Consider the following 24,952-nt stretch of genomic DNA (forward strand, 5'->3'; position numbering starts at 1 on the left):
ACTGATTAAACAAAAAAAAAATTTTAAAATATTGTTTTAATTCTTGCATTTTTATCGTTTATCCTTTTTTATTTTTTTATAATCTACTAATTGGTTTTTTTGAATTTATTATATCAATTTTTTTAACCATATCTTCTAATGATAAATTTTTATCATTAACATAGTAAGAAATTTTTATAGGTTTACTTTTTTCGTTAATATTTTTACTTTTAATGTTATAAATTATTTTTAAAAGATTATTATTTTCCATCACCATAATTACATTATTATTAGTCATTAAAAAAACAATCTTAAACCAATAAATAAAAATACATTTAATAATAATAAATTATTTTTAAATTTAAACATTTAACAAATACTCCTTTATTTTATTTATTCCTCAGTTGAGGAGACGATATAGATAATTTCAGGGGTTATTGTTTCACAATAAATAGGGTCGTACCATTCTTTTATTGTTTCGCAATATTTTTCTTCTTCTTCGGTAAGATTAGAAGGTAATAAACTTTTATCATTTGTTTTTGAATAAACATAATTTGAGATTTTTTCAAAATTCTCTAAATTAGTTTTAAATTTAGGTTTAATGTTATTAATATCATTTTTCAGTTTATTTAAATATTCTTCAATATCTAATAAATTTGTGTTCATTCTAACTTTAGAAAAATTTAAAACTTTTTGACTAAAATCAACTTCTAAATAATAAAGATATCTTTGTATTTCAGTTTCGGTGTCTTTAATAAGATATTGAATTCTAGATATTAGCCATTCAAATTGTCCTTTTTCAAATTCATTTATTTTTTTTAGAGCAACAATTTTATCTTGTTCCACTGTTTTTATAAAATATTGAGAAGAATTAATAAGTTTGGGTTCTAGTTCTTTTTCTAATAAAAATAACCAATTTTTAAAATCTTGGATTTTTTTCATTTGTTAAATTTATTTCGTTTTGAATATTTTTATCGAAATGTTCAAATTTAGAATATGTAATATTTTTTTTATTATTGATAATTTGATAAAAACCAATAATGACTGATCCGATAATAAGAAAAGTAATAATAGTTACTAAATGTTTTTTGAAAAAATTATTATTATTCATCAATTTTGTTTCTCCTCTGATAATAGCGATTATTATCAAATCTTGAAATTTGAATATATCACTATTATACAATTTTATTTATAATATGTTTAAAAATTTTTATTTATTAGGCATCATAACCATTTCAGGAATTTTAGTTTGGCGTTTTTGTTGGATTCGTTTTTGAACGCGGTTATAGTTAGGGTTTGATTCTTTGTAAAATTCCTCTTCAACTAATTTTTTTTCTTCTTTAACTTTTTCTAATTGTAAATTAAAATCATATTCGTTTTCTTTTAAATGCGGAATATCTGCTATTTGTTTGATTTTTTCATCTAATTCAAAAACAATTTTTTGATATTCATAAATTACGATTCTTTTTCTTTCTATTATCTTTTCTTCTTGTTGATTTTCTTTATCGATTTCATTTTTTAAATGAGAATCGTTTTGTTCAAGTATATATTCTTCTTTTTTCTTTTTGTATTCTTTGTAATCAGCGTTGAGTTTGGTTAAGTCGCGGTCGATGTTGTTAAGATATATGTCTAAAGTTTCTTTGGTGATCATTAATGGACTTTCTTTGTTTTCGTTTGCTACTTCGTTATACATATGCCATAAACGGTGTCCTTCGTGAAGAATTAAAGTGGCTTTACCCATACCTTGAGCATATTTTCTGGTGACGCTAATAGTTTTTCCTAATGTTTTAATTCCGAATTTAGCAGGAATTAAATCGGTAATTTTATCGAAAGCCTTGAAACCAAATTTAAAGGCGTTACCGGAATGAAAAGGAATTTTCTTTTTCATAGGTTATCAGACGATTATGCATTTCTAGGTATTTTTTTTCAAGGACTTTATATAAATCTAGTTCAGTTTCGATTTCTTTTAATTTTTGGTCTATTTCGTCGATATTTTTTTGGATTTTTTCTTTACGTTCTTGCAAGGTTTTGATTTTGCCAAATAATGTTTGTTCTTTAGAAGTCATGTCATAATATTGTCTTTCTAAAAAACCTCTTAATTTAATGGCGTTGAACTTCATTCCTTCGTACATTTTTTTTTGGATTCTAAAATTCCTATATCTCTTCGGATATAAGAGATTTTTTGAACTAATTCTATATTTTTTTAACAAAGTTCTTCTAATCTTTTTTGTAATTTTTGTTTTTCAGTTTGATCATTAGTATCTTTTATTTGTTCTTCGGTTTTTTTAATTTCTTTTTCTTTTTCAGCTTTTTGTTTTTCTAAATCAATTAATTTACCTTTTAAAATTGCAATATTACCTGATGTTTCTTTTAATTGTTCTTTGATTTCTTTAATCTTTTCTTCATTTTTAGATAAAGCTTCTTTTATTTTTTCTTTTTGTTCTTGGTTAAGTTCTTGTTTTTCATATAATATTTTTAATTCATCTTCACATTTTTTTAATTCACCTTCCCAATCGGATTTGAGACCTTGGTAATTATTAATTATTTGGTCGTATTTGTCAATGGCTTTATCGATTTCATTGATTAATTGCCCAACATATTTAGAGGCTGGCTCTTTTGGTTTATGAAAGAAAGAAAAATAAACAAAACCAAAAAACACAAGAATAATTAAAAAATAAATTAAATATCCTTTCCTAGGGCGATGAGTGTAAAAATCTTTTTTTTAAAAAAACGTAAAACACTCAAAAAAAAGATAGCTAAAAAAAAAAAAAACAACTGTAATAAGATTTAAAATTAAAATAACTCTTAAATAAATCTAAAGGCGATAACATTATTTATCGCCTCCTTTTTTTTGAACTTTGGATTTTATCTAATATTTCTGTGTTTTGAAAAATAATCATTTGATAAGCTTGTTTTAATTCTTTGGGATTGATTTGAACTCTTTTATTTTTGTCAGTTCCTCTGTTTTTAGCGAAGATGGTTACTGTTGTTTTTAAAAGATTTTCTAAAGTGCGATTGGATTTTAAAAATGCTTTATTTTTAGGTAAGTTTTCTAAAGCTTCATTGATAACTTCAAATAAGTATTGTTTAGCTTCTTCGCTATAAGGATTTTTACGTTTTTTTAATAATAAAATCTAAGAATTTTTTACGTTATTCTTTATCATCAGGTTTTGCTTCGATATTAAAAGTAAATCTTGATTTAATGGCTTCGTCAATTTGTTCCTCATGATTAGTTGCCCCAATAATAAAAATAGGTTTTTCAGGGTTATTTTCAAATGAGGTCATTTCTGTTTTGAATTGATTAACTACATTGGCGATTTCTGAACCAGCTTCTAATTTTTTTAAATCAGTAAAAATGGTTTCACATTCATCTAAAAAGATAATGGCGCCGTTCTTTTTGTCTGCTTCTTCTCTGGCTGCTTCAAATAAATCTTTGACCATTCAAGGAGCTAAGCCTTTAAATTTTTGTGAGAATAAAGAACTAGAAACTTCAAAGAAAGGTAAATTAGTTTCTTTGGCTAAGGCTCTAACTAAAGTGGTTTTCCCTGTGCCTGGCACACCATACATTAAAATTCCTAATGGGGGTTCCACTTCACCAATTCCTTGGTAGTTATCTTTATTTTTAAGATAATCCATAAATCCTGAAGCAGCCTCTAATTCTTTTTTAAAACCAATTAGTTTATCGAAAGATAAAAATTTTTGAGGATTAGATGGTTTAAAAAGTGATTCTCCTTCCGCAGATTGTTCAGGATTGGTTGTGAATGCTGTTGGTTGAGGAGTTATTTTTTGTTCTAATTCACTTAGGTTTTTTTCAAGTTGTTTTGTGGTAATTTCTAAGTTTTTCTTTTGGTTTTTGATTTCATTTTGATGAGTGACTAATTCTTCTTCTTTTTTGTTTAAAGTTTGATGGTGAATCAACACATAAGTACCTAAGAAAAAAGAAAAAATAAGAGGACAATAGTTAACATCAAATGTAATGATAATGATTGTATTTTATTTTGTTTGTTTTTTATAATTTTTTTTCTGGATTATTCATTTTTGTTCCTTTCTAAAGAAAAAAAGACCAATTTTTTTGGTCTTTATTAAGCTAATTGAGTGATTTTGTTTTCAATAGTTTGAATGCCGCCGCCGAAACTTTTTCCTTGGGCATCAACTAATTCATAATTACAATTTAATTCTAATTGAGGATTATTTGCCTTAATAATTTCTTTTTGTTCAATAAAGATTTGAATGTTAATAGTTCCGATACCATCATTGTTTAAAATCATTAAAGGATGTTGGGTATCTTGATATTTAAAGCCATTAGTTTTTAATGAAAAATTAAAATATTTTTCAGGTTGAATAAAAGTATTTAAAGTATCATAAGAAGTACTTATTTTTAAATATAAAGGAGCGGTAATTTCCATCCCGTTCGAATTTAAAATAGCTTTATGTTCGATTGTAATTAAATGTTGATATTTTTGTTGATTTAAGTTTGGAACGGGAATAGGCAAAAGGGTTTTGTCTTCGTTATTCCCTCCTGTTCTTTCAATAGTAAAAGAAGGGTAATTATTCATTAATTGAATTTTTTCTTTTCTTTGTTGAGCGAAGTAATTTGTTAAGGCATAAATGGAAGTAATGGCGAAAAATAAACTAATAAAACCACCAAAGTGACAAAAACCTTATTTTTAGTTTTATTTTTCAAAATTATTTTTCTCCTGAGATAATTAAATTAATCAAGTCATTAATTTTTGTAGTAAACCAAGGAATTTTGTTTTCATAATAAAGAGTGATTAAAGACAAAAGTGAATTTAAAATGATACAGAAATAAGCACTGATTTTTAACCAAGTTGATAAATTGTTGTTAGTTTTTTCTTTTTTTTGATTTTTTTTAATAATTAATTTTGACATATTATTTCTCCTTTGAGTTTTTAAAATTATTTATTTTTTTATTTTTTATTGTGATTGTTTTTGGTTTTTTCTTGGAAGTTGAAAAAGATAATCAATAAAACAATAAAGAAACTAGTTGTCGAAACTATTTCAAAAATGATTTTGGCCGATTGGTTTTCCATTTTTAATCTCTTTTTTTATTTTAAAATTAAAGTTTTCGCTTTATCTTTAATGGATTTTGAAAGTTTAAAAAAGACTACTGTTTTGGCAGGAATTTTTAGTTTTTTCTTTGTTTTAGGGTTTCTACCGATGTAGGCTTTTCTTGGTTTTAATTGGAATTTACCGATTTGAGGTGATAAAACTACTTCTTCATTAGTATTAATTGCTTCGATTAAGTCTTTTCGAAGATATGATAAAATTCTTCTGTTTTTGAAATTGAGGTTTTATTTACCTCAGCGATTTTTTTAATTAATTCTTTTTTTGTCATAGTTATTTTGTTCCTTTATTTATGAATTTATTTTTTTTAAAAAGGTAAATTTTCTTGAGGTTTATTATCTAAAAAGATCACGTTTTGAAGAATAACTTTAGTGTTAATTTTAGTTTGACCTTCATTATTCGTATATTTTTGAATGGATAAAAACCCTTCAAGATAAATTTTTGAACCTTTATGTAAATATTTCTTCATGTTGTCAGCTTGTTTTCGAAAAGCGACACAGGGGATGAATTGGGTTATCTCTTTGTTATTAACCGCTAATTGAAAATCGATTTTAGGAATTTGTTCGTTGTTTGAATTGATATATTGTTTTTCTAAATCATGGCTTATACGGCCGATTAATTGAACTTTGTTTAACATAATTTTATTTTTCTTTCTTTTTGATATATTTTTTTAATTTCTTGATAGCGATGTTTTTAATATTTTCTACTTTTTTTAAAGATAAATGGAATTTTTGGGCTATTTCTTCATTCGAATAATTAGTTTGATAATCTTCGTTGATATTCCCTAAAGGAACGCCAAAACTTAAATGGATAATTTTGAATTCGGTTTCGCTTAATTTAGCTTTCATTTTTTTTAAAAAATTTTCATGCTTAACTTGTTTTAACCATAATTGATGAGGATTTAGTTTATTTATTTGATATGGTTCACAAAAATCTTCTTGAAAAGAAAGATTATCTTTTTTATGATTTTTTTGTCGGATTGAAGGAGAATGGCTTTTTCTTATTATTTCTCTTATTTCCGATTTTGATGGTTGGAGTAGCATAAGCGATAAAGTCATAACCTAAATCTTGGTAATGATTGAGGGCTTTGATTAATCCTAAAACCCCTTCTTGGTATAAATCCTCTTTTTGAAGGACACGCGGATAATATTTAAATTGCTTAACTAATTTATTTACTAATGGCAAATGTAAATCGATTAGTTGATAACGAATTGTTAAATTCTTTTTATTTTTTAAAAAATCTTTAAATAATTCTTCTCTTAACATTTAATCGCTTTCTAAAAATGTTTTTAGAAAAGATAAGAAATTATTTTTTTTAGTCTTAGAAAAGAAAAAAAGACTAACTTAATAGTTAGCCTTAAAGAATTTTTAAAAAATAAAAAGTGTTTAAACTTTTGGAACAGGGCACTAGGATCAGCATTGTGTGCACCTAATGGATATAAAGGACATAACTGACTTAATTCTTTAGGAAAAGCAACTCTCATCAAATCTTGATTAACTTCTTGTAAATTATTTGCTGTTTGAGTTTGGTTATTTATTGGTGTTTTGGCATATTTTTTATATAAATAAACTCCTAAACACAAAGAAACAACACAAAATAATAGTAGTGTAACTAAAAATAATTTTTTCTTTTTAATCCAAAGTTGTTTTAAATTATCGTTCATATTCTTTAAGGCCTTCACTTTTTCTTTTATTTTATAAATATTTTTTGAAATTTAAATAGTATTTTTTAATTGATAAAAAATGTTATAAATTTTATAAATTTTTAAAAAGTTATTCTTAATGATAAATATTTATTTTAACTTCATACAGCTTTAATTTGGCATGATTAAAGATTAATTATTACCAAATCCAAGATAAAGAATTAAGTTGTCTATCTAGATTTTTCATAGAATCAGTGAGCAAATTGCCATTTTGATCCAAAGTTTGCTTATACAATAACATTTGAATTATTATTTTCCATATTAATTTATGATTGATTAATTTTTTTTACTTTCATTATAACAATAATCTAAAACATCTTTTGTTGCTTTTGTTTTATTGCCATCCCTTTGTTGTAAATAGTGATTATTTGGGAATTTGGAACCAAAAACCGTTTGAAACAAAAGTACTTCAGCAGCACGCCCGCTAAGATTAATAATAACTTCATCTAAATAATCTTTTTCTTTCATAATGCTATCATCTAGTCGATAATAAGAAGTTCCACCATCAGCATTATAATTACTCAAAGTTTGGGCAGAAACTGAATTAATAATTCTGCCTACACTCAAAGCAACAACTGTATGTCCTGCTTCGTGTACTGCCGTTTTGAGCATTTTTTCATCAATTTGGTTATAATCAAGATTATTAAAATCTAAAGTTTTAGAAAAGTTAGGTTGTGTGTGTTCTTCAGATTTTTTAACATTATATTGAAGTTTGTCTGTTAATATTAAAAACCAAAAACGCTACTTTCTATTAGAATTAAAACCACCAAAATTCCTAACCATACATATACATTTCTTTCCTTTTTCAATATTTTAATTTTCATAGTTAATTTGTCTTATTTTCTTTGAAATTAGGTTTATTTGTCAAGATTATTTTTTATAAATTTCAATATTTTTTTCTTTCTATTTATTTCTTTTTTAAAAAATGTTAAAATAAAATGAGCTAATTGCAATTGCAAAACTAAAAACTAAAAAAAGATAATGTTAAAATAAAATAATTGTTGTTTTCTTCATGGTAAATTTTTTACATCCTTTTTGCTCCTCTTTTAAAATTAGCAGCAGTGATTCAAAAAACTGCTATTAATGTCATTTTATCACAAAAAAAACGATAAAATTTGCTCACTAATCCTTATATTCTGATAGTTTTCCTTGCAATTTTATAAATAAAAAAAGAGACTTTAAAAAAGCCTCTTTTTGGGATTTAGATTTATTTTGGCAAAATATTTTAATTATTCAATAATTTTAATTCTAAGTTGATAACAAAAACAAAAATAAATCGATAAAATTAACAAAAAAATAAATTAAAATTATTTATCCAATTCTTAATTTAGCAACCAAAATATGATTATCTTTAATAATTCTTTCTATATCTATTTGTTGTAAAAGTTTCTTTTGGTCTATTTCTTGGGCAATAATATATAATAAATCTTTATTATTTGCAACAATATTATAAGCTTGTTGAAATAATTTATTCAAATCTACTTTATTTAATTGATTATTTTCCATTAAAAGTTTTTCTATAAATTGAAAATCATCATCAATTCCTGAAAATATTTTTTCTTTTGGAATTTTGCCTTGATTAGCTAAATACTGTTGCGCAGCTGCACCTCCAAAAGTTTGTAAAACTAATCTTTGCCAACCTTGATTTAATTTTGGATGCCTAACAACTGTTTTTCCAAAAAAAAACATCGAATCAGCGGTCAAATCAGTAGTTTTTTCTTGAATATAAATTTTGGCAACCGAACATAATGCAAAAGGAAATTGCAAAACTATTAAGGCATGTCCTGCTTCATGATAAGCTGTTAGTTGACTAGGAGTAAGGGGTGTTGGTGTTTGCATCATAGAAAAATGCAAAATATGAGAAAAATCAGGTTTTAGGATTTGTCCATTAGCACACCAAATTTCTTTAATAGTTTGTATATTGTCTTGTGTTGGCATATAATATTTAAAAATAGATCCACTTGGTAAAATCACTTGTGTAAGCAAACAAGAGTCTAAAAAACCTTCAATAATTATGCCATTTGGTTGGATTTCTCTTAAAAAATTTTTTTCTTCTTGTAAAATAGAACAATTAAACTTTTTATTTTGGTGCTCTTTGGCTTGTATGGCAATTTGCATCGCTTTATTATCGCGGTGTTCTTTGCCTTCTTTCATTAACTGAGTTTCCAAAAGTTCAGGCATTAAAGGAATATATTTTTCATCCGTATAAATATTATAATGAGGTTTTGCAGAAGATAAATGGTGTTTTTTTAATGACATATTGATAGAAGGTTTTGTAAAACAAGCCCCTACAGGAACAACATCACAAATAATATGGGTTGGGTTAGTATTTAAATCAATTGACAATTTTTTTGGCAAATCTATAAATTCTTTTATCCCAATTATTACAAAAATAATAATAGCAATGTTTGCCCAAAATAATTTTGGGATTTTAGAAATCATATTTAGTTTTTTATCTCCTTAAAATTAAAAAAGTTAAATTAAAATTTAACATGAAAAAATAACATAATAAAGTGATTAATATTATTTGAAATAATAAAGTTTTTTGGATAAAAAAAATCATATAGCAAATAATAAATAATGTGCTTTATTAATTGGATGATAAATTTTATACTTGATAATTAGTTATCAAAATGATATACTACAAATAAACAAATATTAAAATTCTACATCATATATTATTATATTTTATAATATGGATTTAAGAATTATAAATTTGAATGCATTTGGGTGATTTATATATTTAATAAAACCACTTTCAAAAAATTTTATAACTAATTCCATCCTTAAAAATTTATTATTTTGTTTCATCCAATCCCAAATCACAACAACTGCCAAAAATTAACTAAAACGGATACAAAAAAATAACAATTTTTTTTCAGAATTCACCCAATTCCACCCAAATAATTCCCAAAATAACGGTTTTTGGTTCCAAATTCCCAAAATAATGCATTTTTTTAACATTTATTATTAGCTTTTATTTTTTGTTTTGTTATAATTTAATCAGGCTTATAAAAAATAATTGATCATCAAAAGAAAGATGACTAGAATAAACGAACTAAAAAATAATTTAATTTTGCAAAATTGACCCAAGATAATACTTTATAACTTTGGTTGTGGCACTTTTTTGATTTATTTTTGGTAGTTATAAAAACAATATAACTAATTTATTAAACTTGCAAATGCAAAACAAAAAGGCAAGAACAAGAAGGCAAAAAACATACAAATGACTTTGCACACAAACAAGACTAACAAACCACATAAACCACATAACTCAAAACCCCAACCAAACTCCCCCACCAAAAAATTATCTTACTCAATTATCATCCTTATTATTTTGAATTCCTTTATTCCATTGAATTTTATCCACCATTATAGCCTTGCAAATATTTTTTATATATCAGTTAACAAAATACTAAAATATAAAATTTAGTCAAAGGAAACAACTTTATATGAATAAAAAAGAAGAAATTTTGCAAATCAGTCGTTTTGATAAAGATGCTGTTGTCAAACATCTAAACACCGATGCTTGCGGACTTACTGACAAACAAGCCCAAGAAAGACAAACTCTCTACGGTAAAAATATTATCAAACAAGCCGAATCTTTTCCGTTTTGGCAACAATTCATCAAACAATTTACCTCGGTAATGGCTATTTTATTATGGATAGCAGCATTAATGATTTTTGTAATTAATCCCAAAGAAGCAGCCATCGGTATTTCTATTATTTTAGTTATCATTGTAAATGGCTTATTTTCTTTTTCCCAAGAATACAAAGCTGATAAAATGTTGTCTTCCTTAGGTAAAATGATTCCTAAAAAAGTTCAAGTTTACCGCAACAAAAAAATAGAATTAATGGATGTTATTGAACTTACCATTGGAGATGTCATCTTTTTAGAAACAGGAACCCAAGTTCCAGTAGATGCACGTATTATTCAATCTAATAGCTTTTTTGTGGACAACTCAATGTTATCAGGCGAAACCATTCCTTTAAACCGTACTGAAATGCCAAACCTCGAAGATAATCATTCCATTGCTGAAATGCCTAATTTAGTTTATGCAGGTACTACAGTTACTCAAGGTAGTTGTTTTGCAGTTGTTTATGCTATTGGAAATAACACCCAAATTGGAGAAGTTTCAAGCATTGTTCAAAGCATTGAAAAAGGCAAAAGCCTTCTAGACCAAGAAATGCACCACATTGTTAAAAAAGTAAGTATTATTGCTTCTTGTGCAGCTTTATTGGTCTTTATGATTTGTTTTTTCAAAGCAGAAAAATATAATATAGATTCTTTTAGAGCAGCAATTGTTTGTGCAGTTGGTATGTTAGTTGCAAACATTCCTGAAGGCTTACTTCCTACCGTTAATCTAAGTTTAGCAATTGGTTCTCAAAGAATGGCTAAACAAAACGCTTTAGTTAAAAAAATTTCTTCCCTAGAAACCCTCAGTTCTACTACTGTTATTTGTACTGATAAAACAGGAACTCTAACTCAAAACCAACTTACAGTAAGAAAAATTGTAACTCCTGATGGCACTATCAAATTAAAAGGTTCTGGCTATAACGACGAACAAACATTTAGTGTTTGCCCAAACAATACTGCCTCCAAAAAAGGAATTGAAAAATTCTTAATTGCATCAGTTCTATGCTCTGAGGCTAAATTAGTTCCTACGCCAACTAACCCCCACAAATTTGAATTAATCGGTAATCCTACTGAAGGAGCTTTATTAATTGCTGCTAAAAAATACGGTTACAACATTGAAGAAGTAAAAAACAACTTAGAAATCATCCAATTAAACCCATTTAGTTCCGAACGTAAAAAAATGAGTGTCTTAGTTAAAAACAACCAAGAACCTGCATATGACACCAATTCACAATATCTCTTTATTAAAGGAGCTCCTAATATTGTCCTTGAACAATGTCAAATGCAATACAAAGGTTCTCAAGTAAGTCCTTTTAGCCCTCATGAAAAAGAATCTTTCCTTAAACAAAACGACCAATTTGCAAGCCAAGGATACCGCGTTCTTGCTCTTGCTTACAAAAAAATTGAACAAAATCCTCCCCTAGAAGAAGATATGGTTTTCTTAGGTTTTGCAGTTAATTACGACCCACCAAGAGAAGAAGTTAAAGAAGCAGTTAAAAACTTAACTCAAGCAGGACTAAAAATTACTATTATTACAGGAGATTACAGTCTTACTGCTGCTGCCATTGGTAAACAAGTAGGAATCATCCAAGACAAGTTCGTTGGTTTAGACGGCTGTGACCTTGACAAAATGTCTTTAGAACAATTACAAGAAGTCCTCAAAAGCCCTCATCCAGTTGTCTTTTCACGCACTACTCCCAAACATAAATTAAAAATTGTTCAAGCATACCGCAACAATGGAGAAGTAGTAGGAGTTACTGGCGACGGAGTTAATGACATTTTAGCCCTTAAAGCAGCTCACATAGGAATTGCTATGGGAAAAGCAGGCACTGATGTTGCTCGTAATGCTGCTGATATGATTTTATTAGATGATAATTTTGCAACTATTTCTAAAGCTGTTTTAGAAGGACGTTGTATTTATGAAAACATCAAAAAATTCATGACTTATGTATTTGCTTCTAATATCCCTCAAATCTTTCCTTTCGTCGCTATTGCTTTTTTAGGAGTTACAGAACCTTACTTATATGTTTTACAAATTTTAGCAATTGATCTTTTAACTGACTTAATTCCTGCTATTGCTCTAGGAGCTGAAGAAACTGACCCAAGTTTATTAGTCCAAAAACCACGTACTAAAAACGACCATCTAATGGACGCTAAAGTATTAAAACGTAGTTATGGCTTTTTAGGAATAGTTGAAGGTTTAATGTCTTTAGCATTTTTTTGTGCAGTTTACAATTTTAATACAAAAGACAACTTCTTCCTAGCTTCTACTATGGCATTTGGAGCTGTTATCTTTGCTCAAGTAGGAAACGCATTTGCTTGTCGTTCTAACAAACTTTACTTTTGGCAAACTATCAAAAAACCTAATAAAATATTGTACTACGGTATTATAATTGAAGTATTATTCTTTGTATTAATTACTAAATTTAGTTCTTTAAGTGATATATTCCATACTAAGGATATTAATATATCTCATTATTTATGTTTATTATTATGTCCTTTAGTTATGTTATTATTTGATACTATCTGGAAAAAAGTATTTGCATTTAAGAACCAAAAACAATCAAAAATAAACTAATACTTATAATTAAATAATTTATAAAAGACCTCTTTTTTAGAGGTCTTTTTTTGTTTATTAATATAATTATTAAGTCTCCTAAACTCATAAAACTACTTTTTTAACTATTATTGAGCGTTCTTTACGCAAAAAAAAGAGTAAAATAAAAGTAAGGGAAATGTTTTTTGTTCCCTATAAAACTAAAAGGAAATGATAAAGGAAACAAAAAATATGCAACAACCACAAAAAGACAATAAAAATTTTATTGTACTTACAATAGCATTTACAGTATTAATGTTAGAATTAATTTTAGGTGTTTGTTGGGTTTTAAAATCTAAACAAGAACCAACAAAAGAAGAAACATTTAAAACCGCCCACACAAACTTACAAACCTAATTATAGTAATAACGAAGGAACTTATACAGGAATTCAAGTCAATCAAAATCCTTACTTGCCTTCTCAAACATTTACAACCACATCACAACCACAAACAACAAACTCTCAACCAACTCAAACCCAAACTCCACAAGGAAAACTAATCAAAAACAAGAATATAAATCCAATGGCACAAAAGATAATTACATCACCTAAGAATACAACTACCAATGATTATTTTCATAATTGAAGCATTTCACAATAACCTCTTATTTATAAGAGGTTATTTCTTTTAATAATATTAATCATATATATAATAAAAACAAGTTAATTACTTAACTTGTTTTTATTATATCTTAATTTAATTTTATATAATGTTTTTCTTTGGGTTTAACTTCTTTTTTAGGAACACTTAATTTTAATAAACCTTGTTCCAAAGAACCTTTAATATCTTCTAAAAGAAAATCATCACCTAAATAAAAACTACGTCTCAAAAATCCTTGAAATCTTTCTTTACGTATAAAATTAGCTTCTTTAATTTGATTTTTTTTAGAATTTTTAGCCTCAACTACTAAATAGCCTTCTTCCAAAGCAACTTTAACATCTTCTTTTTGAAAACCTGGTAATTCAATAGTAATAAGGTATTGATTATCTTGTTCTTGAATATCAGTTTTCATAATATTGTTGTTGTTAGTTAAAGAATTTGTTTTAAAATCTTCAAATAAATTTTCTAATAAATCTTGATTTTGATTAATTAAACTAAATAGCATTTTTATCACTCCTTTTTTATTCTTTCTAACTTAAAAAATGAAAAAACGATTTTCTATAATTTGTTCATTCGAACTTAAAGCGATTTTAGATGAAAATATAAATCTTTACTTTCTTTTTTGATAATCTCTTATATTTATTTTATTTTTTATAATATGTATAAAACATTTAATCCTTTAAGCTCAATTTTATTTTAACAAAAATTTTTGGCACTGTCAATACATTATTGCTATTTTTTTACAAACTAATAAATAAATTTTAGGGTAAAATAATAATGAAGGATGTTTTACATTTGAAATAAATCCCAAAAGAAAAAAAATACTTTTATTTATATGTTATTTAGCATCGCTCATAATTAGAAAAGAGTTTTATGAAAAGAATTAATTTTTATCGTAAATTTATCTTATTTTTTAACATATCTATTCTTTTTTGGCTAAGTTTTATTCAATTACAAAATTACTCTTATACTAGTCAATTTATGAATAATTCCTTATATTTTGATAAACTACATGAAAATAGCCAAACTAAAATTATTAAACAAACTATTAAAGCTTTGGAACAAGAAAAAGACATTTTAAAAGAAAACATTAAAAAAGATATTAAGGAAGAACACATTAAAAATACTAATCAAATACAAACCAACAAAGACCAAATTTGGCAAATACATAAAAATGATAAAACTGCTTTGGGAATTATTTTTTATAGTTTCAAAATCACAAACAATAGTGAACATGAAAATGAAAAAACACCATCAATTAACAATTCAGAACAAAAAATATATTTTGCTCTTACTCCTAAAAATATCATACAACCAAACAACATTATAAAATTATCAAATCCCCAAGGAGAAGAATGGGGCACTATTCAAAATCAAGTATTAACTCAATATAATATTTTTACTCCCTTATTAAAAGATTTTGATATTATCACTTTTAAATCTCACAAACAATATATAATTACTCCTTTACAAAGACAAAACAAATATCACCAAGGACAACCAATTCATTCTTTTTCTACAACTATACCACAAGCAATTGCCTTTCAACAAAGTCATATAAGTGAAGATATTGAAGTTAACAATGAATTAGATGAAATATTTATTGCTATTTCTAGTCGTTGTAATTCCAAAAATAAACAAACTATTTTTTGGACTGAAAAAGGCAATTTAATTGGTTTTTTAATAACTCCTGAAATAAAAAAAGAAAAAGGAATTAAATATATTAAAGCGATTCCTTCCATAAATTTTAATAAGCCTATAATAAATGACGAACCTCCAATAATAAAACTTATCAATGCAATTATCAACCCCAATAATATAAATAATATAGTAGATAAAGATACAGAAACAAAAACAAAGGAAAAAGAACCGCCCAACAACCAAATACTAAAAGACATCAATTTAATTACTTTATTTATCAATACTGGTTATAGCCTAGGAACAGGAATAATTGTTTACAAAGAACAAATAAATAACCACACCATATATTATGCACTAACTAATCGTCATGTAATTGAAAGTTTTTATCATACATCAAATCACCAAAAACAAATAACAATCAAAAACAATCAAGGATTAAACAAGCAAGCAAAACTATATGCTTTTATTAATAACAATCGTGAATACGACGATATAGCTATCATAACTTTTACTATTCCTAACTCCGATACTACTAAAAAATTAGATGAAGTTCTTGCCAAATACATTAATTTTGATAAAGATATACAAATACCTATCCATCAAGGAGAACAAGTTTGGGTATTAGGTTGCCAAAAAGGCTTACAAACTAACCAATTCCAAAAACCAACAAAACTCACATGGAAACAATGGTATTTTGACCTAATGCCTCACCAAAGACCTCCATTTAGACAAAATTTATTTAAAACAGGAGTTATTGCTTTTCTCAATGAAAAAGAAATTAACTCTGATATGACCCTAGATTCAGGCAATAGCGGAGGACCTCTTTTTAATGCTGAAGGAAAATTAATAGGCATAAATAGGAGTTATAATACAATTTTGCGTATTTCTCAATCAATTAACATTAACTACATCAAACAACAATTTTATACTTTACTCAAATCCAAAAAAGAAAACATAGCAAATAACAACCCAAATAATATTGCATTCCAAACGACTAACACTAATACAAATCATATTGCAAACGAACTTAACATCTTACAAAATGAAAAACTAAACGAAAAAAAAACCCACATCCAAACCAACATCTTTTTAGAAGACCTCCATAATTATATAAAAGAACAGCCCGAACAAAAAATAATTTTTCAAAATAAAGACAACCAAGAAACTCTACTTACAATAAATTGTCATGGTTTAGAAACAATACAATTAGTTAATTTTGATACTCACAAATACAAGCAATTAGAAATTAGTTTAGCAAACACTAATCAATTTAGTATCTCTTTACAAATTCAAATTTTTGATTATAACAATAAAAAAAGTTATGAAGAAACAATTAAAATCCCTAAAATTGACATAGATAAAATGTTTTTATCATTTACTAAACAAACTTTTTCTTATAACAACATTTTAGAAAACCAAAAAAAGATTTTAGAAACTAATATCAAATTGGCAAAAACCACCTTCCAAAGCCCCACAAAACCAAATACTTTTTATAATCTTTTTGATAACAAAGAACAAATAATTAAAGAAGATATATTAAAAACTATAGTTTTATGCCAAGATTATTACAATTCCCAAAATATCAACTTAGGAGTTATTATTGATAAAAAAACTGTAAATAATTCCGATAATACTTTTATATATACTGTCATTTTACAAAAAAATAGAACAAACCTAGACACTTCTTATCTCTTAGATGCTTTCCAAAATATTTGTAATGAAAACGTTAAAATAACTGTCCAAACACCTTTTGGCTTACAAGATGAAAAAGGAAAATACAAAACCATAGCCACCCACAATAATCCTTTTAGCTACATAACTTTTGAATCTAGAACAAATTATCCTGTTTGTACCTTTGTTCCTAATAAAAAACTTTTATTAGGAGAAAAAATATATTTAATTAGTAATCATAATAACATCTCTGATAAAGCCTTAGCGCCTCATATTTTTCAAAGCCATTTAGCATTACTAGATAACCCAAACAGCCAAGCAATTACAATAGATAGTACTTTTTTAGAAAATTATTTTAACTTAGAAGAAAGCCTTTATTATAATAATTGGTTTGCCTTTGATTCTCAAGGAAATCTAATTAATATTTGCTCTCAACAAGATATTTATCATCTACACAAAAGTCAATTTCCTTTTATTACATTTCCCAAAAATAATATTTTTCCAAATAAAATGCTAAACATTACTAATGCCAAAATAGCAATATTTTTAATATGGACTTTTATTTGCATTATAGTTTTTGTAATAATAGATATCAAAAGTTTTAAAGATAAAATACAGTATTGTATATAAATTACAATATTTTTTGTCTTTTTAGAACTAAATAAAAAAAAGAGACTTAAGTCTCTTTTTATCTTAATATCTTGTTTTTAGTATATTGATTTATTTTCCCACACTTCAACTTAACTTAAATTAGCATCTTTCAATAAAGTTTTAGTATATTGATATTGAGGAAAGACAAAAATATCTTTAACATTTGCCATTTTTACTACATTACCATGATAGCACATCTATCACAAAAATACTTAACTATGGATAAATCATGAGAAATAAAGACAATAGTAAGTTTTAATTTTTCTTTCAATTCATTTAAAAGATTAAGAATTTGTGCCTGAATGGAAACCATCCAAAGCAGAAACAGGTTCATCAGCAATAATTAAAGTAGGTTTTACAATTAAGGCTCTAGCAATTACAATTCTTTGTTTTTGTCCTCCTGAAAATTCATGAGGATAACGCGCCAAATCACTTTCTTGCAATCCTACTAATTTAATCATTCCCAAAACTTGTACTTTTCTTTGATTTTTATCTTTAATTCCTTGACAAATCAAACCTTCTTCTACTAAATCTCTTACAATCATTCTTAGATTAAGAGCTTGATCAGGATCTTGAAATATCATTTGAATCTCTTTTAATTTTTGTTTATCTTTAAGATTTTGGGGATTTTTTAAAACCTTGTTGAACTAAATATGTTTTTTTTATCCACGCTACCACTAAATAAAACTGTTCCTGCAGTAGCATGAATAATACCTGCCATAATGCGTCCTAAAGTAGTTTTGCCTGAACCTGATTGTCCTACTAATCCAAAACATTCACCTTTATAAATAATTAGAGAACCATCTTTTAATCCTTGAAATTTATTAGGAAAAATTTTAGAAACATTACTAATTTCCAAAATAATTTTATTGTTTTTAATTACAATATCCTCCTTTCTTTTGCAACTCCAAAATTAAATCAGGGACTTCAATTCGGGGAGCAAAATTGTGTAATAACCAACTACTTGCATAATGAGTAGCAGAGATTTTAAACATGGGAGGTTCTTTTTCAAAATCAATTTTTAAAGCATAATGATTACGAGGAGCAAAAGCATCCCCCCCAAAATAGGAGCAGTAAGCAGATGAAGATTTCCTTGAATACTTTTTAACTTGTTGCCTTTCTTTGGCAAAAACAGTCATAGATTGCAACAAAACCCAAGTATAGGGATGTTTACTATTATAAAAACTTCATGAGTAGTCCCATATTCAACAATCCTACCAGCATAAATAACAGCTATTCTATCAGCTACATATTTAACTACTTATAAATCATGAGTAATAAAAATAATGGAAACCTTTTTTTCTTGTTGTAATTTTTTAATCAAATCCAAAATCTTTTTTTGCACACTTACATCCAAAGCTGTAGTAGGTTCATCACAAATTAAAATTTTGGCTTCATTAGCTAGAGCAATAGCAATTACAATTCTTTGACACAACCCACCTGAAAGTTGATGAGGATATTGATTGAAAAACCCTTCATAGGTTCGGGCATTCCTACTTCTTCCATAAATTTTAATACTTGATTTTTGCGTTGTTGATGAGTGCTTTTAGTCTTTTTTAATTGTAGGCTTTCATAGATTTGTTTACCAACTTTAATTAAAGGATTAAGATTTGAAAGAGGATTTTGAAAAATAATTAGAAATCTCATTTCCTCTAATTTTATTAAATTGTTTGTCTTTCATTTGGGCTAAATCTAGGTCTTTATAAAGGATAGAACCTTTTTGTATTAAAGGCATTATCAGGTAAAAGTCCCATTAAAGCTTTAGAAATAACACTTTTACCACTCCCCGATTCTCCTACTAACCCCAAAATTTCGCCTTCACCAAGAGACAAATTAATCCCTCTTAGTGCATAGATTAAATGTTTTTTAACACGAAAATTAAGATTTAGATCACATATTTTAAGTATTTCTTTTTTCAAAAATAACTCCTTTATATATTTGCTTAATTTGTATATAAATATATTTTAGTTGGGGGATTGATTGTTTATTAGATGTTTTTTTGGTTGTTTATTTAGATAAAAGATATAAAGCTTCAGTATAAATTGTAGTTAAAGTAAGTAATTGATCAATTGTAAAGAATTCATCCACTTGATGAGATAATTTTTTTAAGTCAATAAAGGCAGCTCCAAAAGGAACTAAATTAGGAGCACATTTTGCATAAGAACCACCTCCTATACACATAGGCTTAGAAGTAAAATCAAGAGTATGTTTTTGATAAATTTTTACTAATGTTTTCATTAAATCACTTTTGGGATCAACATAAATAATAGGATAATGAAGCCCTTGTTTTAAAAGAAAATTATTCTCTTTAGCTGCCTTTTCTAATTGAAAAAGGATTTTTTCAAACATAATTCCTTTAGGATATCTCAAATTAAGAGCAAATGAAGTTTTATTTTTTTCTAATTTACAAACTCCAGAAAAACAAACCATATTATAAGTTTCTTCATCATAATGATCAATCCCTAATTTTTTACCATCTAAACTATCTACTAAATATTTATCATAAAAATTAACTAAATTATTTTTGATTCCTAATGCTTTTAGCATTTTCATCAAATCATAAAGAGCGTTTTTTCCTTTTTCAGGAGTAGAAACATGAGTTGATTTGCCATAAACATTTAATTTCCACAAATTAGAATATTTTTAAAGATGCTTTCATATCACTTTTTTGCATATATTCATCAAATAAAGTTTTATAAACAGGATCATAAACTAAAAGTGCTTCTGACAAATTAGGAACTACATTAGAGGCTTGCCCGCTTTGGATACTTACAATTTTGTTATCTGAAACTTCACCTTCAAAATTAAAAAATGCAAGTCCTTTTTCACAATAAACAGCAGGAAAATGACTATCAGGAACAAAACCAGATACAGGCATTTCAGGTAATTTGGTAAAATAGTGTTTCATACAACGAAATCCTGTTTCTTCATCAACACCTAAAATAAATTTAATTCTTTTTGATAAAGGCAAATTGAGTTCTTTTAATATTTTTAAAGCAAAATAAGAAGCTATCACAGGCCCTTTGTTATCTTGCGAACCTCTTACCATAAATTTTATCATCCACAATTAAAGCTTCATAAGGAGGATAAGTCCAACCAGTTCCTGCAGGAACAACATTCAAATGACCAATCATACCAACCCATTCTTTTTGCTCTCCATATTCCATGTGACCTGCGTAACCTTCTAAATTAAGAGTTTTGAAACCACTTTGGTTACCTAAATCCAACATAAAATTAAGGGCTTGTTGGTTGCCTTCGCCAAAAGGAACTCCTTTTCTATGAGGATCAAAGGTGGTAAGTTCAGTGTTAATTCTTAATAATTTTTGAAAAGTCTCGATTAAAGCATTTTTTCTTTTTCAAACTTCTTTTTTAAAATCAACCATTATCTAACCTCTTTTATGATTTTGGATATTTTTTTATTTTAATTGTTTATTAAATTTAATTATATCAAAACTGTATCAAACATTTACAAATAAAATGCACCATTCTAACTAATTAGAAGCAGGATCAAAAGCTTCTCTAAGGTTGTTTCCCAACAAATTAAAAGCAAACATTAAATAAATTAAATAACTCATCGGAAAAATTAATAAATAAGAAAAAGACCCAATTTTATCAAAACTTTTATCAAGCAATTCACCAATACTAATAAATCCTTCAGGATATTTAATAACTCCTACAAAACTATAAACTGCCTCAGTTAAAATAAATCCTGGAATAGCAAGAGCAAAACTAGTTATCATTAGTCCTATGATGTTGGGAAAAATATGTTTAACATAATACGCAAATCAGAGGCTCCAAGCATTCTTGCAGAAATAATATATTCTTTATTTTTATAACGATAAAAAGAAGCGCGTGCATAATAAAAAGCTCAAATCCAACCTTTAATTAGAAAAACACCAATAATAGTCCAAAAAGCAATACCTACTTTTAGCATTAACACCAACACCAAAGTCATAAAGGGCAAATAGCTTAAAAAATCAACAATACTATTAACAATCAAATCAACTAAGCCACCATAATAACCACAAATAGCTCCAATAATAGTACCAATAATTAAAGTACAAACCGAAACAATAAAAGCAAAGGAAAGAGAAATAAAAGAACCTTTCCATATTTGAGTAAACAAATCATTTCCTTCATGAGTAGTACCAAAATAAAAATAAGTTTTTTCAGACGTTTTGTTAAATACATATTTAAACAAACGAATTTTTACTCTATACAATCCATTTTGCAAAGGAGTACTTTCAATAAAGGCTTTTATTTTGTTTGGCACGATCATATTCTTTTTGGGTAAAAGTTAAATTAATAGATGACTTTTCATATTCACAATAAAGATAAGCATCTAAAATAACTGTTTGTTTGTTGTCCTTAATGGCTTGTTGTTTTTTGATAATATTAGGATTAAATTTTTTAATTTTTTCAATTTCATCTAAATATAAAACTACTTTTTTAGTACCATCACAAATACCAAATTTTTCTAAAAAAGGGATTTTTGGAGGTAATAAAGCAATCCAAGATTTTTCTTTTTCTTGAGTAGTTTTAGGAAGAGGATTAATAAAAGGTCCTACAGCAGTAAAAAATAAGACTACCAAAATCATAAATAAAGCTGATTTGGTACTTTTCTTTTTCCATAATTTTTTAAAAGTATTGCGATAATAACCAACAATTTTATTTTCAGAAGTAATATTTTTATCAAGCAAAGTTTGATTTATCAGAACAAAATCTTTAGGATCAAGCATTTTCATCTTTTTTTACTCCCTATCTTAATTCTTGGATCTAATAAGCGATATGATAAATCACATAAAATATTAGCAATTAAACTAATGAAGGTATAAAACCCAAAACAAAACATTAATAAAGGTTAATCTTGAGTTTGGAATGCTTCTATCATAAGTCTTCCTACACCATCAATAGAAAAAATTCTTTCAATTAAAAAACTGCCTGTAATTAAACCCACGAATTCATCAAAAAAGACAGGAGCATAAGGTACTAAGGAATTTTTTAAGGCATGAAGATTAATAGTTTGGCTAAAAGTTAGCCCCTTAGAGCGAACTAACAAAAAATAATTTTTATTGGTTTGTTCAATTAACTCGGCTCTAATTTTTCTAATGTAAAAAACCATACTTAACAAAGTCATAACTGCTAAGGGAAGTAAATAAGAATTAACTCCAAACCAAAAGCCTTTTTCTTTCCATTCCATCGAAGTTGATACTTGATAAGGAAATAAATGCCACACATGAACAAAAAGATATTGTGCCATAATGGCAATTACTAAAGTTCCTAAAGTCATAACAATAATAGCAAAAAAAATAATGCTATAATCTATCCAAGAATTTTTTTTAATAGTAGTTAATATTGCTAATAAAATCCCTAATGGAACTGATAATAAAGTAGGAATAATATTAATCTTAAAAGTAATGGGGATTTTACTTTTAACAACATCATAAACATTTTGATTTAATTTAGTTGAAAAACCAAAATCTCCTTTACAAACATGACTAAACCATTTCCAAAACTGAGTTAGGGCTGGTTTGTCATAACCTTCTTTTTCACACATATCTTTCCATGCTAAATCAGACATTAAAGGAGGTTGTAAAGGTTTTGTAATTGATATTTTAGTAAGAATAAAACAACAAAAAATAATTAACAAAAAGCAAGAAATAGCTAAAAGCAATCTTTTAATAATATATTTTAACATAATTAAAGTTTATAATTTGGATCACTTGTTAAGTGTTTATAATAATCAGGTCCCCAACTCCATTCAGCACTAAAATTAGGCAATAAAAATTTCATATCATTGTATACTGATCCACCTCTTACAGTAGACAAAGGCGCATCAACTAAATTATCAAAAACAACTTTTTCTAACTTTCCAAAAACATAAAGTAATGTTTTTTTGTTTATATTGAGAATAATTGGCAGAATCATTTAATGTTTTAGTAAAAAAGTTTTAAATTGTGAAACAGTTCCTTGCCATTTTCCTTGTTCGTTTACTCCTGGCACTTTAGGTTCTATTTCAACTTCTTTTTCTACATACATAACATTTCCGTTTTCATCTTTTAAAGTTTCGCCATTTGCATCTTTTTGCTCTTGATAAACTTCTTTACCGTCTGAACCTTTTTGAGGTTGGCCAGTTCCATCTAAAACTTTAACTTTTTGTTTTTCTACAACTCTATCTAGACCTTGGGTAAATTGTTTGTACCAAGCTGGTTTGTTGGAAGAAGCATCTAGATCTTTTTTTAATTCTACAAAATCTAGATCAAGGACTTTTTTATCTAATTCAAATCCTACTCCAAAACTCCATTTTTTAGGGCTAAGTTCTAGCATGTTGAAAAAGTATGTATCCATAGAGCTACCTGATACAGGTTCAAATACCATATCATAATTATAAGGCAGCAATAGTTGGTTAACAAAATTATTCCATTCAGCAACCACATTAACTTTTATTTCTACTTTTTTTCCTTCTTGATTAAAACAATTTTCTAATTGGTTTTTTTTACAAAACGAGCCAAGTTAACTCTTTCTTCTTGTGTTTTAGCAACTAAAAATTCTATTTCAACTGTTTTTTGTTTATCTGCATCAAATAAATGATTATAAGCTTTTTTAAATAATTCATAAGCTTTAGTTGGATTATAACCTTTATTTTCGGGTTCAAAATCTTGAATATTTGCTTTGTGTTCTTCGCTTTCATTATACATTAAAGGTTCTTCTAAAAAAGAAGTTATTTTAGGAACAACAGCCAACTCTCCATCACTAAATACATCCACAGTTTCTCCTACATCACTTCTATTAAGAGCAAATAAAACTGCTTTTTTAAAATCTAGATCTTCTAATAATTTAGGAGTTGCTTTTTTATCTCCTCTTTTTACATTATTAAAACATAATGTTTGTCTTTTATCAACAGGACTCATTTTTAATAAAGGATGTTGTTTATATTTGTGATACATCGGATCATTCATTAAAGGTAATGCGTTAATTTTTTTCTCTTCAAACATAGATTCAAATACATTATTTTCCATAACAACTCTTTTAACAATTGATTTATAAGCAACTTTATTTTTATCAAAATAATTATAATTTTTATTAAAAACAAATTTTTGATTATTACTCCATTCTTTCAATACATAAGGTCCGTAAGATTGGAAAGGGAAGTTAACAGTTCCATAAGAACTTTGGGTTTGGGCATCATTTTGAAAAGCAGCATCATAACTTTTGGGAGGCACTAAAATAACCATATTTAAACTATTTACTACTTTGAATAAACTTTTGGGTTGATCGCAATGTAATTCAAATGTTAAAGGACCCCCTTGAACTGCTTTAACACCTACTTCTTCAAAATCAACTTTAGTTTCTGATTTTTGTTCATAATACTTTTTAGCATTTTTCAA

34 protein-coding genes and 3 pseudogenes are annotated in these 24,952 nt (G+C 26.5%); 4 read left to right on the forward strand and 33 right to left on the reverse strand.

The window, feature by feature from the left end; translation table 11 throughout:
- Positions 1 to 76 precede the first annotated feature (76 nt).
- The 16 genes and pseudogenes from HGD80_RS05080 to HGD80_RS03175 all read right to left on the reverse strand — a co-directional run bounded on the left by HGD80_RS05080 (position 77) and on the right by HGD80_RS03175 (position 9,209).
- Positions 77 to 250: a hypothetical protein gene (locus HGD80_RS05080; protein WP_225904309.1), complete on the reverse strand. Its 174-nt coding sequence runs from the start codon at positions 248 to 250 to the stop codon at positions 77 to 79.
- A 26-nt stretch (positions 251 to 276) separates the two neighbouring features.
- Positions 277 to 348, reverse strand: a complete 72-nt coding sequence (locus HGD80_RS05725; protein ID WP_225904450.1) for an SVM family protein — start codon at positions 346 to 348, stop codon at positions 277 to 279.
- A 24-nt stretch (positions 349 to 372) separates the two neighbouring features.
- Positions 373 to 921, reverse strand: a complete 549-nt coding sequence (locus tag HGD80_RS03120; protein ID WP_219474395.1) for a hypothetical protein — start codon at positions 919 to 921, stop codon at positions 373 to 375.
- Entirely contained in the window at positions 899 to 1,090 is a 192-nt protein-coding gene (locus HGD80_RS03125; RefSeq protein WP_219474396.1) for a hypothetical protein, read from the reverse strand. Before HGD80_RS03125 ends, HGD80_RS03120 begins: the two co-directional genes overlap by 23 nt.
- Before the next feature lie 99 nt (positions 1,091 to 1,189).
- The gene (locus tag HGD80_RS05090; RefSeq protein ID WP_225904310.1) at positions 1,190 to 1,867 is read right to left on the reverse strand and encodes a DNA double-strand break repair protein Rad50; all 678 of its coding nucleotides are present in this window, start codon (positions 1,865 to 1,867) and stop codon (positions 1,190 to 1,192) included.
- Positions 1,836 to 2,111 (reverse strand): hypothetical protein, encoded by a 276-nt coding sequence (locus HGD80_RS05095; protein ID WP_225904311.1) that lies wholly within the window; start codon positions 2,109 to 2,111, stop codon positions 1,836 to 1,838. The genes HGD80_RS05090 and HGD80_RS05095 overlap by 32 nt, the downstream gene beginning before the upstream one ends.
- Before the next feature lie 71 nt (positions 2,112 to 2,182).
- Positions 2,183 to 2,638 (reverse strand): hypothetical protein, encoded by a 456-nt coding sequence (locus tag HGD80_RS05100; RefSeq protein ID WP_225904312.1) that lies wholly within the window; start codon positions 2,636 to 2,638, stop codon positions 2,183 to 2,185.
- Positions 2,639 to 2,813: 175 nt separating this feature from the next.
- Positions 2,814 to 3,947 (reverse strand): annotated as a pseudogene (locus HGD80_RS05730) (AAA family ATPase).
- A gap of 114 nt (positions 3,948 to 4,061) precedes the next feature.
- On the reverse strand, positions 4,062 to 4,535 hold the full coding sequence (locus HGD80_RS03140) for a hypothetical protein (RefSeq protein ID WP_318839868.1): 474 nt from the start codon (positions 4,533 to 4,535) through the stop codon (positions 4,062 to 4,064).
- A gap of 130 nt (positions 4,536 to 4,665) precedes the next feature.
- Entirely contained in the window at positions 4,666 to 4,869 is a 204-nt protein-coding gene (locus tag HGD80_RS03145) for a hypothetical protein (RefSeq protein WP_225904313.1), read from the reverse strand.
- Between the two features lie 176 nt (positions 4,870 to 5,045).
- Positions 5,046 to 5,335, reverse strand: a pseudogene (locus HGD80_RS03150) (HU family DNA-binding protein).
- Positions 5,336 to 5,371: 36 nt separating this feature from the next.
- A complete protein-coding gene (locus tag HGD80_RS03155) occupies positions 5,372 to 5,701 on the reverse strand; it encodes a single-stranded DNA-binding protein (RefSeq protein ID WP_219474398.1) in 330 nt (109 codons plus the stop codon).
- Positions 5,702 to 5,705: 4 nt separating this feature from the next.
- Positions 5,706 to 6,330, reverse strand: a pseudogene (locus HGD80_RS03160) (sigma-70 family RNA polymerase sigma factor).
- A gap of 23 nt (positions 6,331 to 6,353) precedes the next feature.
- The gene (locus HGD80_RS03165; RefSeq protein ID WP_219474400.1) at positions 6,354 to 6,728 is read right to left on the reverse strand and encodes a hypothetical protein; all 375 of its coding nucleotides are present in this window, start codon (positions 6,726 to 6,728) and stop codon (positions 6,354 to 6,356) included.
- Between the two features lie 315 nt (positions 6,729 to 7,043).
- A complete protein-coding gene (locus HGD80_RS03170) occupies positions 7,044 to 7,379 on the reverse strand; it encodes a hypothetical protein (protein WP_219474402.1) in 336 nt (111 codons plus the stop codon).
- Positions 7,380 to 8,078: 699 nt separating this feature from the next.
- The gene (locus HGD80_RS03175) at positions 8,079 to 9,209 is read right to left on the reverse strand and encodes a hypothetical protein (protein ID WP_219474405.1); all 1,131 of its coding nucleotides are present in this window, start codon (positions 9,207 to 9,209) and stop codon (positions 8,079 to 8,081) included.
- Between the two features lie 1,010 nt (positions 9,210 to 10,219).
- Here HGD80_RS03175 and HGD80_RS03180 point away from each other — a divergent pair.
- From HGD80_RS03180 to HGD80_RS03190, 3 genes are all read left to right on the forward strand, one after another.
- Positions 10,220 to 12,982 (forward strand): cation-translocating P-type ATPase, encoded by a 2,763-nt coding sequence (locus HGD80_RS03180; RefSeq protein ID WP_219474406.1) that lies wholly within the window; start codon positions 10,220 to 10,222, stop codon positions 12,980 to 12,982.
- A 210-nt stretch (positions 12,983 to 13,192) separates the two neighbouring features.
- Positions 13,193 to 13,357, forward strand: coding sequence for a hypothetical protein (locus HGD80_RS03185; RefSeq protein ID WP_219474409.1), 165 nt, complete (start codon positions 13,193 to 13,195; stop codon positions 13,355 to 13,357).
- A gap of 55 nt (positions 13,358 to 13,412) precedes the next feature.
- On the forward strand, positions 13,413 to 13,586 hold the full coding sequence (locus tag HGD80_RS03190) for a hypothetical protein (RefSeq protein WP_219474411.1): 174 nt from the start codon (positions 13,413 to 13,415) through the stop codon (positions 13,584 to 13,586).
- 106 nt (positions 13,587 to 13,692) lie between these two features.
- Here the strand turns inward: HGD80_RS03190 and HGD80_RS03195 are convergent, their stop codons facing one another.
- Positions 13,693 to 14,106, reverse strand: a complete 414-nt coding sequence (locus HGD80_RS03195; protein ID WP_219474413.1) for an Hsp20/alpha crystallin family protein — start codon at positions 14,104 to 14,106, stop codon at positions 13,693 to 13,695.
- A 476-nt stretch (positions 14,107 to 14,582) separates the two neighbouring features.
- Between HGD80_RS03195 and HGD80_RS03200 the strand changes: the two genes are divergently transcribed.
- Complete coding sequence (locus HGD80_RS03200; protein WP_225904314.1) at positions 14,583 to 17,543, forward strand: S1 family peptidase; 2,961 nt, start codon at positions 14,583 to 14,585, stop codon at positions 17,541 to 17,543.
- A 305-nt stretch (positions 17,544 to 17,848) separates the two neighbouring features.
- On the opposite strand, the gene HGD80_RS05475 is transcribed toward HGD80_RS03200, so the two are convergent.
- The 16 genes from HGD80_RS05475 to HGD80_RS03260 form a co-directional block, all read right to left on the reverse strand.
- On the reverse strand, positions 17,849 to 18,148 hold the full coding sequence (locus tag HGD80_RS05475; RefSeq protein WP_264081076.1) for an ATP-binding cassette domain-containing protein: 300 nt from the start codon (positions 18,146 to 18,148) through the stop codon (positions 17,849 to 17,851).
- Positions 18,149 to 18,195: 47 nt separating this feature from the next.
- A complete protein-coding gene (locus HGD80_RS05480) occupies positions 18,196 to 18,423 on the reverse strand; it encodes an ATP-binding cassette domain-containing protein (protein ID WP_219474415.1) in 228 nt (75 codons plus the stop codon).
- A gap of 16 nt (positions 18,424 to 18,439) precedes the next feature.
- Positions 18,440 to 18,715: a hypothetical protein gene (locus tag HGD80_RS03215; protein WP_219474418.1), complete on the reverse strand. Its 276-nt coding sequence runs from the start codon at positions 18,713 to 18,715 to the stop codon at positions 18,440 to 18,442.
- Positions 18,716 to 18,825: 110 nt separating this feature from the next.
- Complete coding sequence (locus tag HGD80_RS03220; protein WP_219474420.1) at positions 18,826 to 18,999, reverse strand: AAA family ATPase; 174 nt, start codon at positions 18,997 to 18,999, stop codon at positions 18,826 to 18,828.
- Complete coding sequence (locus HGD80_RS03225; RefSeq protein WP_219474421.1) at positions 18,981 to 19,211, reverse strand: hypothetical protein; 231 nt, start codon at positions 19,209 to 19,211, stop codon at positions 18,981 to 18,983. The genes HGD80_RS03220 and HGD80_RS03225 overlap by 19 nt, the downstream gene beginning before the upstream one ends.
- Positions 19,212 to 19,264: 53 nt before the next feature.
- Positions 19,265 to 19,483: an ATP-binding cassette domain-containing protein gene (locus tag HGD80_RS05645; protein ID WP_219474423.1), complete on the reverse strand. Its 219-nt coding sequence runs from the start codon at positions 19,481 to 19,483 to the stop codon at positions 19,265 to 19,267.
- 88 nt (positions 19,484 to 19,571) lie between these two features.
- Positions 19,572 to 20,195, reverse strand: a complete 624-nt coding sequence (locus HGD80_RS05115; protein ID WP_225904315.1) for a peptidase dimerization domain-containing protein — start codon at positions 20,193 to 20,195, stop codon at positions 19,572 to 19,574.
- A 1-nt stretch (position 20,196) separates the two neighbouring features.
- The gene (locus tag HGD80_RS05120) at positions 20,197 to 20,613 is read right to left on the reverse strand and encodes a M20/M25/M40 family metallo-hydrolase (RefSeq protein ID WP_225904316.1); all 417 of its coding nucleotides are present in this window, start codon (positions 20,611 to 20,613) and stop codon (positions 20,197 to 20,199) included.
- On the reverse strand, positions 20,591 to 20,794 hold the full coding sequence (locus tag HGD80_RS05125; RefSeq protein ID WP_225904317.1) for a hypothetical protein: 204 nt from the start codon (positions 20,792 to 20,794) through the stop codon (positions 20,591 to 20,593). The genes HGD80_RS05120 and HGD80_RS05125 overlap by 23 nt, the downstream gene beginning before the upstream one ends.
- 261 nt (positions 20,795 to 21,055) lie before the next feature.
- The gene (locus tag HGD80_RS05130; protein ID WP_225904318.1) at positions 21,056 to 21,304 is read right to left on the reverse strand and encodes a hypothetical protein; all 249 of its coding nucleotides are present in this window, start codon (positions 21,302 to 21,304) and stop codon (positions 21,056 to 21,058) included.
- A 128-nt stretch (positions 21,305 to 21,432) separates the two neighbouring features.
- Complete coding sequence (locus tag HGD80_RS05135) at positions 21,433 to 21,837, reverse strand: hypothetical protein (RefSeq protein WP_225904319.1); 405 nt, start codon at positions 21,835 to 21,837, stop codon at positions 21,433 to 21,435.
- Positions 21,809 to 22,309, reverse strand: a complete 501-nt coding sequence (locus HGD80_RS05140; RefSeq protein WP_225904320.1) for a hypothetical protein — start codon at positions 22,307 to 22,309, stop codon at positions 21,809 to 21,811. The genes HGD80_RS05135 and HGD80_RS05140 overlap by 29 nt, the downstream gene beginning before the upstream one ends.
- Before the next feature lie 116 nt (positions 22,310 to 22,425).
- The gene (locus HGD80_RS03245) at positions 22,426 to 23,262 is read right to left on the reverse strand and encodes an ABC transporter permease (protein WP_219474424.1); all 837 of its coding nucleotides are present in this window, start codon (positions 23,260 to 23,262) and stop codon (positions 22,426 to 22,428) included.
- Between the two features lie 2 nt (positions 23,263 to 23,264).
- Entirely contained in the window at positions 23,265 to 23,492 is a 228-nt protein-coding gene (locus HGD80_RS03250) for a hypothetical protein (RefSeq protein WP_219474426.1), read from the reverse strand.
- Entirely contained in the window at positions 23,493 to 23,999 is a 507-nt protein-coding gene (locus tag HGD80_RS03255; RefSeq protein ID WP_219474427.1) for a hypothetical protein, read from the reverse strand.
- Positions 24,000 to 24,046: 47 nt separating this feature from the next.
- Positions 24,047 to 24,952, reverse strand: coding sequence for an ABC transporter substrate-binding protein (locus HGD80_RS03260; protein WP_219474429.1), 906 nt, complete (start codon positions 24,950 to 24,952; stop codon positions 24,047 to 24,049).

This window comes from Paulownia witches'-broom phytoplasma, assembly GCF_019396865.1.
GTDB classification, from domain to species: Bacteria; Bacillota_I; Bacilli_A; order Acholeplasmatales; family Acholeplasmataceae; genus Phytoplasma; species Phytoplasma asteris.

Excerpts from the sequence above, each read along its gene's own strand:
- HGD80_RS05080 (WP_225904309.1), bottom strand. The coding sequence starts at position 250 with ATGGAAAATAATAATCTTTTAAAAATAATTTATAACATTAAAAGTAAA.
- HGD80_RS03120 (WP_219474395.1), bottom strand. The coding sequence starts at position 921 with ATGAAAAAAATCCAAGATTTTAAAAATTGGTTATTTTTATTAGAAAAA.
- HGD80_RS03125 (WP_219474396.1), bottom strand. The coding sequence starts at position 1,090 with ATGAATAATAATAATTTTTTCAAAAAACATTTAGTAACTATTATTACT.
- HGD80_RS05090 (WP_225904310.1), bottom strand. The coding sequence starts at position 1,867 with ATGAAAAAGAAAATTCCTTTTCATTCCGGTAACGCCTTTAAATTTGGT.
- HGD80_RS05095 (WP_225904311.1), bottom strand. The coding sequence starts at position 2,111 with ATGTACGAAGGAATGAAGTTCAACGCCATTAAATTAAGAGGTTTTTTA.
- HGD80_RS03140 (WP_318839868.1), bottom strand. The coding sequence starts at position 4,535 with ATGAATAATTACCCTTCTTTTACTATTGAAAGAACAGGAGGGAATAAC.
- HGD80_RS03145 (WP_225904313.1), bottom strand. The coding sequence starts at position 4,869 with ATGTCAAAATTAATTATTAAAAAAAATCAAAAAAAAGAAAAAACTAAC.
- HGD80_RS03155 (WP_219474398.1), bottom strand. The coding sequence starts at position 5,701 with ATGTTAAACAAAGTTCAATTAATCGGCCGTATAAGCCATGATTTAGAA.
- HGD80_RS03165 (WP_219474400.1), bottom strand. The coding sequence starts at position 6,728 with ATGAACGATAATTTAAAACAACTTTGGATTAAAAAGAAAAAATTATTT.
- HGD80_RS03170 (WP_219474402.1), bottom strand. The coding sequence starts at position 7,379 with ATGCTCAAAACGGCAGTACACGAAGCAGGACATACAGTTGTTGCTTTG.
- HGD80_RS03175 (WP_219474405.1), bottom strand. The coding sequence starts at position 9,209 with ATGATTTCTAAAATCCCAAAATTATTTTGGGCAAACATTGCTATTATT.
- HGD80_RS03180 (WP_219474406.1), top strand. The coding sequence starts at position 10,220 with ATGAATAAAAAAGAAGAAATTTTGCAAATCAGTCGTTTTGATAAAGAT.
- HGD80_RS03185 (WP_219474409.1), top strand. The coding sequence starts at position 13,193 with ATGCAACAACCACAAAAAGACAATAAAAATTTTATTGTACTTACAATA.
- HGD80_RS03195 (WP_219474413.1), bottom strand. The coding sequence starts at position 14,106 with ATGCTATTTAGTTTAATTAATCAAAATCAAGATTTATTAGAAAATTTA.
- HGD80_RS03200 (WP_225904314.1), top strand. The coding sequence starts at position 14,583 with ATGAATAATTCCTTATATTTTGATAAACTACATGAAAATAGCCAAACT.
- HGD80_RS05475 (WP_264081076.1), bottom strand. The coding sequence starts at position 18,148 with ATGATATTTCAAGATCCTGATCAAGCTCTTAATCTAAGAATGATTGTA.
- HGD80_RS03225 (WP_219474421.1), bottom strand. The coding sequence starts at position 19,211 with ATGAGATTTCTAATTATTTTTCAAAATCCTCTTTCAAATCTTAATCCT.
- HGD80_RS05120 (WP_225904316.1), bottom strand. The coding sequence starts at position 20,613 with ATGGTAAGAGGTTCGCAAGATAACAAAGGGCCTGTGATAGCTTCTTAT.
- HGD80_RS05125 (WP_225904317.1), bottom strand. The coding sequence starts at position 20,794 with ATGTTGGATTTAGGTAACCAAAGTGGTTTCAAAACTCTTAATTTAGAA.
- HGD80_RS05130 (WP_225904318.1), bottom strand. The coding sequence starts at position 21,304 with ATGATAACTAGTTTTGCTCTTGCTATTCCAGGATTTATTTTAACTGAG.
- HGD80_RS05140 (WP_225904320.1), bottom strand. The coding sequence starts at position 22,309 with ATGAAAATGCTTGATCCTAAAGATTTTGTTCTGATAAATCAAACTTTG.
- HGD80_RS03245 (WP_219474424.1), bottom strand. The coding sequence starts at position 23,262 with ATGTTAAAATATATTATTAAAAGATTGCTTTTAGCTATTTCTTGCTTT.
- HGD80_RS03250 (WP_219474426.1), bottom strand. The coding sequence starts at position 23,492 with ATGATTCTGCCAATTATTCTCAATATAAACAAAAAAACATTACTTTAT.